This window comes from Dokdonella sp., assembly GCF_036518555.1.
GTDB lineage: Bacteria > Pseudomonadota > Gammaproteobacteria > Xanthomonadales > Rhodanobacteraceae > Dokdonella_A.
This window is the reverse complement of the sequence record NZ_DATDMY010000099.1, coordinates 1-10302: the sequence shown is the minus strand read 5'-3', so window position 1 is coordinate 10302 and position 10302 is coordinate 1. Positions and strand designations below refer to the sequence as shown.

Sequence of the window (10302 nt, the reverse complement as noted above, 5' to 3'; positions counted from 1 at the left end):
GGCCGAGCTGCGCGCGGCATCGGGCTTGTTCAACCTCATGCGCAACCTCGGCGGCGCGATCGGCATCGCGGTCGTCAACACCTGGCTGCAGGACGAAGCGCGCATCCACGTCGCGCGTTTCGGCGAGAGCCTCGGCGAAGCCGCGCGCAGCGCTCCGGAAACCGTCGCCGCGCTCGCCGGACGCTTCGCCGCGGCGAACAGCGACGCCGCGCACGCGCTGCTCCTCGCGCAGGGCGAGTTCGCGCGCGTCGTCACGCGCGCCTCGCTCACCCTTGCGTTCAATGACGTGTTCCGCCTCATGGCGTGGATGTTCCTCGTCGCGCTCGTGCTCGTGCCGCTGTGCCGGCCGCCGCGCGTCGCGGCGGCGGCTCCTCCGGCCGACGCGCACTAGATCCGGCATGCGCGCAACCGGTCATGCCGCCCGTGGGTGCTCGCGACGCGCGATCGAATGGTGCGCGGCGGCGACCGCGCGCTGCTTGCTCTCCGGCGAAAGGTTCACGCCCTCGGCGCGCACGACTTCGATGTCGGTGACGCCGAGGAAGCCGAACACCGTGCGCAGGTAATCTTCCTGGAAGTCCATCGCTTCGGCCGGGCCTTCGCTGTAGATGCCACCGCGCGCGGAGACGATGATCACGCGCTTGCCGCCAGCGAGGCCTTCGGGGCCGTTCGCGCCGTAGCGGAACGTCTTGCCGGCGACCGCGATGCGGTCGATCCATGCCTTGAGCGTGCTCGGGATCGAGAAGTTGTACATCGGGGCCCCGATGACGACGACGTCGGCGGCGAGGAACTCGTCGAGCATCGCGTTGCCGGCGCGGACGGCAGGGTCACCCGCGTCGGCGACCGGTGCCCAGTGCGGCAGCGGCTGCGCGGCGAGGTCGTGGTAGACGACGTCGGTGCCGGGGTTGTTGCGCGTCCACGACTCGACCAGGGCGCGGCCGAGCTCGCGCGTGACCGAATGCGTACCGAGGGCGCTGGAATCGACATGGAGCAGTTTCATCGCGGGTCTCCTTGGACCGTGGGAGCCGTGCTCCCGACGCCTGAAACGATATGGCGTGGACAATCGATCGAGAAGTCGGTCAAAATGCGATGGTTCGTTCACCCTGGGAAACGATGATGGCCGCGGCCGACGGTGCACTGCACGACCTCAATGACCTGCGCTTTTTTGCGGCGGTGGTCGAGAACAAGGGCTTCTCGGCCGCGGGACGCGCGCTCAATACACCCAAGTCGCGCCTCAGCAAGCGCATCGCCCAGCTCGAGGAGCGCCTCGGCGTGCGGCTGCTGCAGCGGACTACGCGTCGCTTCGCGGTGACCGAGATCGGCGAACGGTTCTACGCGCACTGCCGCGCCGCGCTCGAGGAAGCGCGTGCGGCGCAGGACGTCGTCGACGAACTGCGTGCGGAGCCGCGCGGCGTCGTGCGCCTGAGCTGCCCGGTCTCGCTCGTGCAGACGATCGTCGCGCACGTGCTGCCCGATTTCCTCGCCGCGTATCCGAAGGTGCAGGTGCGCGTGCTGTCGAGCAACCGGCGCGTCGACGTGATCGGCGAAGGCTTCGACCTCGCGATCCGCGTGCGCGACAAGCTCGATACGGACGCCTCGCTCGTGCTGCGCACGTTCGGCCACTCGCGCGCGCTGCTCGTCGCTTCGCCGTCGTTCCTCGACGCGCACGGCCGGCCGCGGCAGCCGGACGAACTCGAGCGCCTCCCGCTGCTGTCGATGCTCGAGCACGACGGCGCGCAGATCCTCGATCTTCACGGCCCCGACGGCGCGAAGGCGAGCGTCGAGATGCAGGCGCGCGTGATCTGCGGCGACTTCGCGCTGCTGTTCGAAGCGGCTCGGCGCGGTCAGGGCGTGGCGACCCTGCCCGAGTTCGTCTGCGCACCCGCGGTCGTCAAGGGCGAGCTCGAGGTCGTACTGCCGGATTGGGCGATGCCGCAGGGCGTCATGCACTTCGTCTACCCGAGCCGGCGCGGCCAGCTGCCCGGCGTGCGCGCGATGGTCGAATTCCTCGCCGAGCGCCTGCCGTCGGCGGTCGAGCACAAGCACCAGCAATGCTGCGAGCAGAAGACGAAGGCGAAGAAGAAGGATTGACGCACCGCGCGTCGAAGTCGCGTGGTCAAGAGCCAGAGATTTCAGGCTTTGCTTTCGACGTCGATCAGCCCGTTCGCGCAGCACGCTTGCGCTGGTGCGTGTCCCAGCCGATCGCGCCGACCAGCACGACGCAGCACGCGGCTTCGAGCAGCGCGGGCAGGCGCGCCGCGGGTACGGCCCAGGCCGCGACGATGCCGTGGCAGAAGTAGAACAGCGCGACGATGCCGATCCAGAGCAGCGCGCGGCGAGGACGCCCGAGCGCGAGCAGCGGCAGCAGCAGTGGCGGCAGGGTCAGCGCGAGCGCGTACGCGGGCTTGCCGTTCGCGGGCGGCGCGAGTCCGAAGTACCAGAGAGGCTGCAGCAGCACGAGCGCCGTCCAGGCGACGTAGCCGAGACGTTGCGGTGTCATGCGCCGCGTTCCAATCTCGCCGCGACGTCGGCGACCCGGCGCCCGAGCACGCGCGCGAGCGTGCGCTCGTCGTCGTCGATCGGATTCTCTCCCGACGTGCCCGCGACGTGGCTCGCGCCGTACGGCGAACCGCCGCCGCGCGTGCGGTTGAGCGCGGCCTCGGTGTAGGGGATGCCGACGAGGATCATGCCGTGATGGAGCAGCGGCAGCATCATCGACAGCAGGGTCGTCTCCTGTCCACCGTGCATCGTGCTCGTCGAGGTGAACACGCCCGCGGGCTTGCCGACGAGCGTGCCCGACGCCCATTCGGCCGAGGTCGTGTCGAGGAAGTGCTTCAGCGGCGCCGCCATGTTGCCGAAGCGGGTCGGACTGCCGAGCACGAGGCCGGCGCATTCGTCGAGGTCCGCGCGCGCCACGTAGGGGGCGCCCTCGTCGGGCTCGGGTGGCGCCGCGGTCTGGGTCACGGGCGCGACCGGCGGCACGCTGCGCACGCGCGCGCGCATGCCGCCGATTTCCTCGACGCCGCGCGCGACGAGCCGCGCGAGCTGCGCGACCTTGCCGCCGCGGCTGTAGTAGAGGACGAGGATTTCGCTCATCGGCAGGCCCGGGGAAGTGGGTGTCCGATGATAAGCGACGCCGCGCACGCTGCGTGCGCACGACGTCCCGCATCGGGCGGGGCGGCGTCCCACAGGTCGAGCGGCGCGATGCCCGTTGCCGCGCGGTCGAGCCGCACATTGGCCAGTCAGCCGCGCTGCGCTAGGCTCGGCGCATGCTGCTCGATCGCCTGCTCCGGCTCGTCCATCCGCGCTACGACCGCGACCGCATCGTCGCGTTCGTCGAGTTCACCTGGCGACGCTTCCTCGAGGACCGCTGCCTGCAGACCGCGGGCGCGCTCGCGTTCACGACCGTGTTCGCGCTCGTGCCGCTGACCGCGGCCGTACTCGGCGTGCTCGCGGCGTTCCCCGGCTTCGCGGGGTGGCGCGAGCAGGTCACGCGCTGGGTGTTCGAGAACTTCGTGCCCGCGGCCGGGAGCACGGTGCAGGGCTACCTCACCCAGTTCGCCGACAATGCGAGCCAGGCGACCGCGGTCGGCGTGCTCGTTCTGCTGTTCAGCGCGGTCTCGCTCATGATGAGCATCGAGGACGCGTTCAACCGCATCTGGCGCGTGCAGGTCGCGCGCCGCGCGGGCGCGCGCTTCATCGTCTACTGGACCGCACTCACGCTCGGGCCGTTGCTGCTCGTCGCCGCGCTCGCGATCAGTTCGTACGCGTTCGCGCTCCCGTTCATCGACGTGGCCGAAGCGCAGTTCTCGATCAAGGCGCGCGTGCTCGCGGTGCTGCCGTTCCTGCTCGTATGGAGCGCGCTCGTCGCCGCTTACGTCGTGATCCCGAACCGTGGCGTACGCACCCGCCATGCGCTGTTCGGCGCATTGCTCGCGACGACGTTGTTCGAGCTCGCCAAGCGCGGCTTCGCGTTGTACGCGACGCGCTACGCGAGCTACCAGGAGGTGTACGGCGCGCTCGCGATGGTGCCGATCTTCATCTTCTGGATCTACCTGTCGTGGGCGATCGTGCTGTTCGGCGCGTCGATCACCGCGTCGCTCAATGCGTTCGACTATCGACCCGCGTCGCAGCGCCTGCCGCGCGGGCACGAGCTGACCGGCCTGCTGCGCGTGCTCGGCCATTTCGTCGAAGCGCAGCGCGACGGTCGCGGCCTGCACAGCGCGCAGTTGTGCGCGCTCGAACCGTTCCTCACCGACGACCTGCTGCAGCGCTACCTCGGCGACCTGCATCGGGTCGGCGTGATCCGTCGCGGCGAACTCGGCGAGTGGGTCGTCGTGCGCGACCTCGGGCGCGTGCAACTGCTCGATCTCGTCGACGCGGGCGGCTATCGCGTGCCGCTCGACGACGCCGGCGTCGACGGACTGGCCACCCCCGCGGTCGCGCTCATCGCGCGCCTCGGCACGCGCATCCGCGATGGACTCGGCGTGCCATTGGCCGCGCTGTTCGCGCCGGATGTACCATCCCCGCCCGGCGTCCCCGCCCCGAAACCGACGGAACACGCATGAACCGGATCCGCCTCGCCCTTGCCTTCGCGCTCGTGGCCGCCGTCCCGACCGGCCTCGCGCACGCCGACGAGCAGCACGCGACGAAGGCGAAGCCCGCCCTTTCGATCGCGACGCTCGACGGCAAGACGTTCGACCTGTCCGCGCAGCGCGGTCGTTGGGTCATCGTCAATTTCTGGGCGACCTGGTGCTCCCCGTGCATCAAGGAGATGCCCGACATCTCCGCCTGGGTGGGCGCGCACGCGAAGGAAGCGAGCGCGATCGGCATCGCCTGGGAAGACACCGAGCGCGAAGAGATCGATGCGTTCGTGAAGAAGCATCCGGTGTCGTATGCGCTCGCCCAGGGCGACGTCTACAACCCGCTGCCGGACTTCGAGGTGCCGCGCAACCTGCCGCTGACCTACGTGATCGCGCCGGACGGCACGGTCGCGAAGAAGTTCACCGGTCCGATCACCGGCGACGACCTCGACAAAGTCGTCGCCGCAGGAGCCGGCAAGTAGCACGATGGCCGGTGCGCGATTCCACGTGTCCGGACTCGTGCAGGGCGTGTTCTTCCGCGCGTCGACCCAGGCTCGCGCGCACGAACTCGGCCTGGCCGGCTGGGCGAAGAACCTCGCCGACGGCCGCGTCGAGGTCGTCGCCAGCGGCGACTCCGCGGCGCTCGACGAACTCGAACGCTGGTTGCGGCGTGGTCCGCCGGGTGCGCGCGTCGATGCGGTCGAACGCGAAGTCTTCGACGCGGCGCCGGGCGCCGGCTTCGCGCGGCTCTGAGGCGCGTGCGCGCACGCCGCACCGGATCGTCGCGCGCGCCGACGGCGACGAACGCGACCGCACCCCGCCATGGCCTCGCGCGGGTGATCTCGAAGCTCGGCATCGCCTCGCGCACGCAGGCCGCGCGCTGGATCGCCGCCGGTCGCGTCAGCGTCGACGGTCGCGTGGTGCGCGATCCGGAGCGCCCGACCGACGCCGCACGTGAACGCATCGCGATCGACGACGACGCGGTCGCCGCGCGCGAGCGCGTCTACCTGGCGCTGAACAAGCCGCGCGGCGTCGTCACCACCGCGGACGACGAACGCGGCCGCGACACCGTGTATGCGCTCCTCGACGGCTCCGGCCTGCCGTGGCTCGCGCCGGTCGGCCGGCTCGATCGCGCGAGCGAGGGCTTGCTGCTGTTCAGCAACGACAGCGCGTGGGCCGCGGCGATCACCGCACCGGAGTCGCGGCTCGACAAGACGTATCACGTGCAGATCGATCGCCTCCCCGACGCGACCCTGCTTGAGGCGATGCGCGCGGGCGTCGTCGACCGCGGCGAGCGCCTTGCGGTGAAAGCGGTGCGCGAACTGCGCCGCGGCGAGCGCCATGCCTGGCTCGAGATCGTGCTCGACGAGGGCCGCAACCGGCAGATCCGCCGCGTACTCGCCGCACTCGACGTCGGCGTGCTGCGCCTCGTGCGCGTCGCGATCGGCCCGCTCGCGCTCGGCTCGCTCGCGAGAGGCGCCTGGCGCCTGCTCGAACCCGCCGAGGTCGCCGCACTCGCATCGCGGTCGCGCATCGCAGCGCGTTGACGGCGCGACTGCCGGCCGATGCGCTTGCGCGGCAGGAGGGCGCGCTGGCCTCGATCCGGCATGCGATCGCGCCGTCGCCGCGGCACCCGGCTGCGGATCGTCCACAGGCCCTAGAATGCCCGGATGAACTATCACTTCGGGCGCTGGCGGCTCGCACCGCGGGCCCGCGAACTCAGCTACGACGAACGACTGCAACCGGTCGCACGGCGCGTGTTCGACTGCCTCGCCTACCTCGTCGAGCACCGCGAGCGCGCGGTCGGTCGCGATGAGCTCGTTGCGGCGCTGTGGGGGCGCGTGGACGTCGCCGACGTGCTCGTGAGCCAGCTCATCGCGCGTGCCCGGCGCGCGATCGGCGACGACGCACAGGCGCAGCGCGCGATCCGCACCGTGCCCGGCTTCGGCTACCGTTGGGTCATGCCGGTCGAGGACGCGGAGGCGGTGCGCGCCGATGCGCTGCCGGCGGCGTCGACGGCCGAGGCGACGGCCGCCGCGCCGAGCGCGGCAGGCATCGCCGCTGCGGTGCCTGCCGAACCCGCGCCGGCAGCACGCGATGAGAGGCACCCGCGTCGTGCTCGCGTCATCGGCACGGTGGTCGCGTCGATCGTCGCGCTCGCTGCTGCGGGCGCATGGTTCACGACCCGTCGTGCACCTTCGACGGCGCGGTCGGCGCACGCGGATGCCGAGGTCGTGCTCGTGCTGCCGTTCGAGGTGTCGGCAGCGCGCGAGCAAGGGTGGCTGCGCCTCGGCGCGATGGATCTCGTCGCCGAACGCCTGCGCGCGGCGCAGTTGCCGGTGCCGCCGAGCGAGAGCGTCGTCGCGGCCCTGCACGCGCACGCGGACGCCGACGAATCGCGACGTGAGCAGGACGCGCTCGCCGCGTTCGAACCGCGCCTCGTCGTGCACGGCCGCGTGCGGCAGTCGAGCGAAGGCTGGCAGGTCGAACTCGACGCGATCGACGATCGCGGGGCGCGCCATCGGGTCGCCTCGACGCGTACGCAACCGACCGAAGCCGCGCGCCAGGCGAGCGGACTGCTGCTCGCGGCGCTCGGCCACCGCGCCAGCCTCGACGAGGAGGGCGGCAGCGACGCGCTCGACGACCGCCTGCAGCGCGTACAAGCGGCCGTGCTCGGCAACGAGTACGGTCTCGCACGCGAACTGCTCGAACAGGCATCGCCGTCCGAACAGGGCGATCCGCGCCTGCGCTTCCGCGTCGCCCAGGTCGCGTTCCACCTCGGCCGCATCGACGAGGCCGACGCGATCCTGCGCGACCTGCTCGCCGATCCGGCCACGCTGTCGTTCGAGCTGCGTGCGAACGTGCTCGTCTCGCGCGGCATGCTCGCGATGCGTCGCGGCGACTGCGCTGCGGCCGAACCGTGGTACGACGCGGCCGTGCGCCTGGCCGAGCCCGACGGCAAGCCGCTCGCGCAAGGCAACGCACTGGCGGGGCGCGGACTCGCACGCAGCTGCCTGCGTCGCTTCGACGACGCCTCCAACGACCTCGGCCTCGCGCGCGCGCGCATGGCCGCGGCAGGCGACGCGCTCGGTCTCGCGCGCGTCGACAACTACCTTGGCCTGCTCGACGCGAATCGGCGGCGCCTCGCCGATGCGCTGGTCGACTTCCGCGCCGCCGCGGCGACGTTCGAGCGCTTCGGCGCCGTCGACGCGCAGCGTGCGGTCCTCAACGGCCAGCTCGAGGTGCAGGCCGACCTGCTGCAGCACGACGACGCGCTCGCGACGAGCGAGCGCCTGTGGGCGCTGCGCGCGCAGGTCGGCGATCCGGGCCAGCGCCTTGCGCTCGCGGCCAATCGCGCGCGCGCGCTCATCGACGTAGGACGCCTGCAGGCCGCGGCGCAGGTGCTCGCGGCCACCCGCGACGATCTCGCGGCGGCGACCCAAGCCGGTTACGGCCACTACGTGCACGCGCAGGGTGCGCGGCTGGCCGAACTCACGGGCGATCGCGCGCGCGCGATCGCGGAAGCGCGACTCGCGCTCGCGGCCTGGCCGCGGCAGCCCGACGAGCCGCTGCGCGAACGCACCGCGTGGCTGCTCGTGCGTGCCGGCGAATCGCAGCTGGCCGACGGCGCGGTCGACGACGAATCGCCCTATGCGGCGCTCGTGCTCGCCGCGCGGGCGCGAGCGCGCAGCGACGCGGCCGCGGCCACGCGCGAGTACGAACGTGCGCTCGCGACCGCCGAGCAGGGCGGAGTACCCGCGACGATCGCCGACGCCACGATCGCCTATGCGGACTGGCTGCTCGAACGCGGCGATACGCGCCGCGCGGCCGAGATCGGCGGTCGCGTCGCGCGCTGGTCCGATCGCGACTTCGCCTGCGCGCAGTTGCAGGTCGAGCTGTATAGGGCGCTCGGTCGCGAGGACTTGCGTGCGTCCGCGTTGCGCCAGGCGGACGCGCTCGCGGGAGAGCGCCAGGTCCGGGCGAACCTGCGCGACGCGGCGCCGGCGCCGGTTCGCTCATGACCGGTTGCGCCCGCGGCCAAGGCACTGATTGCACGGCTCTTCTGCCTTCCTGCTAGCGCCTTGCTAGGGGTTTGCTAGCGGCTGCGAATGGCGCGCGGGTGTCGCTCGTGCAGGCTCGTGGCTCCCGTCATGCGCCGGTCATCGCGTTGTCGCCGCGCTGATCCGCTGCCAGCCCCCTGCCGAGGTTCCCGATGTCCCTCCGCTCCGCCAACTGGTTGTTGCTGTTCATCGCGTCCGGCTGCGCCGTCCTCGGCGGCGCGCGCGCCGGCGCCGCCGAGTCCGCCGCGCTGCACCGCGTCGGTGCGCAGGTTCCGCACGCATGCTCCGCCGACGGTCTGTGCGTCGACGTCGGCGTCGCGCTCGCGGACCCGGGCCAGCCCGACGCCTGCGGCACGCAGGCGAGCATCGTCGCCGATGTCGGCGACCAGCTGTCCTGGTGCTACACGCTCACCAACGCCACCGACCGCACGCTGTCCTGGCATACGCTGTCCGATTCGTTGCACGGCGACCTGTTCGCCGAGCTGCACCAGGACATCGCGCCGGGCGAGAGCTGGCGCTACATCAAGCTCGAAGTCGCCGGCGCGGTCGTCGACGGCGATGTCGAGGTGAGCTGGACCGCGAGCGGCACGCGTCCCGACTACGCGGTCGACGACGGCGTCGCGTTCGACTACATCGACGCGAGCGACGGCACCTTGCTCGATCTCGCGGGCGGCTTCTCGCACGCGCGCTCGGCGCTGGTGCAGGCGCCGTTCCCGGTCGACCTGTTCGGCGCGCGCAGCGACATGCTCTGCGTCGGCGCGAACGGCGCGATCCAGCCGGGCAGCGCGCCGTGCGCGATCCCGATGACCTACGCGTTCCCCTCGACCTACGTCACGTCGGCGATCGCGCCCGCGTGGAGCGGCTACGCCGACGGCGTCGGCAGTGTCTACACGAAGGTGCTCGGCAGCACGCCCGGGCAGCGCCGCTTCGTCGTCGAGTGGAAGGATCTCGCGCTCGACTGGCCGTCGATGCCCGGTTTCACGTTCGAAGTCGTCATCGACGAAGCGAGCGGCGGCTACCTCTTCCAGTACCTCCTCACGGGATCGGGACAGGGCGATGTCGGCGACGCGGGCGACCAGGCGATTGCAGGGCTGCAAGCGGACGCGACGATCGCGCGGACCTATTCGAGCTTCGCGCCCGCGCTGACGCCGGGAAAGGCCATACGATGGACCCTGCAGCCGGCCGCCGACGCGCTGTCCGCGTCGGCGAGCGTGCATGCCGACGTCGGCGCGCCGCATCTCGTGTTGCCGGTCGCGCAGATGAACGCGTTCGCTGCGAGCGGCATCGCGGTGACCCAGCCGCTCGTGGTCGGCAACGATGGCAACCGCACGCTTGACTGGAGCGCGGGCGAATACCCGCCGTCGTCGGTCGCCGCGCGCCTGCTGCGCGCGACCGCGCGCACCGCATTCGACGCGTCGGCGCTGCAGCGCCGCCCGGCGAAGCGTGCGGACGCCGCCACGCGACCGTCGCCCGCCGGCGTGCCCGGCACCCCCGGCACCCCCGGCTTGCCCGCGTTCGCGGTGCAGCTCGACACGAGCACCGGGGCGCAGGACTACATCGGCCTCGACCTGTTCGCGCCGGACGCCGCGAACGCGCACGTGATCCTGCCGGACATCGACCTCGCGGGCATGAACATCGCGGGCGGCGACTTCGTCGACGAC

Annotated in this window: 10 protein-coding genes and 1 pseudogene; 8 read left to right on the top strand and 3 right to left on the bottom strand. The window is 71.9% G+C overall.

Features of this window, described 5'->3' with window-relative positions; all coding sequences use genetic code 11:
• Positions 1–391: pseudogene (locus tag VI238_RS06295) on the top strand (MFS transporter); the annotation flags it as partial.
• A 21-nt stretch (positions 392–412) separates the two neighbouring features.
• On the opposite strand, the gene VI238_RS06290 reads toward VI238_RS06295, so the two are convergent.
• On the bottom strand, positions 413–997 hold the full coding sequence (locus VI238_RS06290; RefSeq protein ID WP_331649589.1) for an FMN-dependent NADH-azoreductase: 585 nt from the start codon (positions 995–997) through the stop codon (positions 413–415).
• A gap of 116 nt (positions 998–1113) precedes the next feature.
• Here VI238_RS06290 and VI238_RS06285 point away from each other — a divergent pair, with 116 nt between their 5' ends.
• On the top strand, positions 1114–2088 hold the full coding sequence (locus VI238_RS06285) for a LysR substrate-binding domain-containing protein (RefSeq protein WP_331649591.1): 975 nt from the start codon (positions 1114–1116) through the stop codon (positions 2086–2088).
• A 64-nt stretch (positions 2089–2152) separates the two neighbouring features.
• On the opposite strand, the gene VI238_RS06280 is transcribed toward VI238_RS06285, so the two are convergent.
• Together VI238_RS06280 and wrbA are read right to left on the bottom strand one after the other, a co-directional pair.
• Positions 2153–2497 (bottom strand): DUF2069 domain-containing protein, encoded by a 345-nt coding sequence (locus tag VI238_RS06280; RefSeq protein ID WP_331649587.1) that lies wholly within the window; start codon positions 2495–2497, stop codon positions 2153–2155.
• The gene (gene wrbA / locus VI238_RS06275; protein ID WP_331649585.1) at positions 2494–3093 is read right to left on the bottom strand and encodes an NAD(P)H:quinone oxidoreductase; all 600 of its coding nucleotides are present in this window, start codon (positions 3091–3093) and stop codon (positions 2494–2496) included. The genes VI238_RS06280 and wrbA overlap by 4 nt, the downstream gene beginning before the upstream one ends.
• 173 nt (positions 3094–3266) lie before the next feature.
• On the opposite strand from wrbA, the gene VI238_RS06270 reads away from it, so the two are divergent.
• From VI238_RS06270 to VI238_RS06245, 6 genes are all read left to right on the top strand, one after another.
• A complete protein-coding gene (locus tag VI238_RS06270) occupies positions 3267–4565 on the top strand; it encodes a YihY family inner membrane protein (RefSeq protein ID WP_331649583.1) in 1299 nt (432 codons plus the stop codon).
• Complete coding sequence (locus VI238_RS06265; RefSeq protein ID WP_331649581.1) at positions 4562–5062, top strand: TlpA disulfide reductase family protein; 501 nt, start codon at positions 4562–4564, stop codon at positions 5060–5062. The genes VI238_RS06270 and VI238_RS06265 overlap by 4 nt, the downstream gene beginning before the upstream one ends.
• A 4-nt stretch (positions 5063–5066) precedes the next feature.
• Complete coding sequence (locus VI238_RS06260; RefSeq protein WP_331649579.1) at positions 5067–5333, top strand: acylphosphatase; 267 nt, start codon at positions 5067–5069, stop codon at positions 5331–5333.
• A 5-nt stretch (positions 5334–5338) separates the two neighbouring features.
• Positions 5339–6127: a pseudouridine synthase gene (locus VI238_RS06255; protein ID WP_331649577.1), complete on the top strand. Its 789-nt coding sequence runs from the start codon at positions 5339–5341 to the stop codon at positions 6125–6127.
• Between the two features lie 123 nt (positions 6128–6250).
• On the top strand, positions 6251–8602 hold the full coding sequence (locus VI238_RS06250) for a winged helix-turn-helix domain-containing protein (RefSeq protein WP_331649575.1): 2352 nt from the start codon (positions 6251–6253) through the stop codon (positions 8600–8602).
• 191 nt (positions 8603–8793) lie between these two features.
• The coding region (locus VI238_RS06245; RefSeq protein ID WP_331649573.1) for a hypothetical protein at positions 8794–10302 on the top strand (1509 nt) is incomplete at its 3' end.